Origin of the sequence: Dyella jejuensis (assembly GCF_044904675.1) — a bacterium.
Taxonomy (GTDB): domain Bacteria; phylum Pseudomonadota; class Gammaproteobacteria; order Xanthomonadales; family Rhodanobacteraceae; genus Dyella_B; species Dyella_B jejuensis.
Genome location: NZ_JADIKJ010000074.1, coordinates 1 through 432 on the forward strand (window position 1 = coordinate 1; position 432 = coordinate 432).

Here is a 432-nt window from a genome sequence, read left to right on the forward strand (position 1 = left end):
CCGTCGGCATCGTAGGCATACGTGGTCACCGCGCCGGTCGGATCGGTGATGCTGAGCTGCCGCCCTTGGGCGTCCAGGGTGTAGGTGGTGGTGAGGGCCAGGCCGCCGGGATCGACCGTCTGGGTCAGCTGCCTGCCGCTGGCGTTATAGGTATAGGTGACGACATGCCCGGTGGCGTCGGTGCTCTGGATCAGGTCGCCGTCGGCGTCGTACTGGTTACGGCTGACCTCGCCCAGCGGCGTGGTGGTGGTGAGCAGGCGTCCGTCGGCATCGTAGGTGTAGGTGGTGGTGTTGCCAGCCCCATCGGTCACGCTCAGCGTGTCGCCATAGGCATCCTGCACGGTGGTCATCGTCACGCCATCGGGCGTGGTCACGCTGCGGGTGTGCGTGGCGAGGTCGTCGTGGTAGGTGGTGGTGTTGCCCAGCGCATCG

1 pseudogene is annotated in these 432 nt (G+C 67.1%); it reads right to left on the reverse strand.

Going from position 1 to position 432, the window contains the following annotated elements:
* A pseudogene (locus ISP15_RS18345) lies at nt 1–432 on the reverse strand (hypothetical protein); the annotation flags it as partial.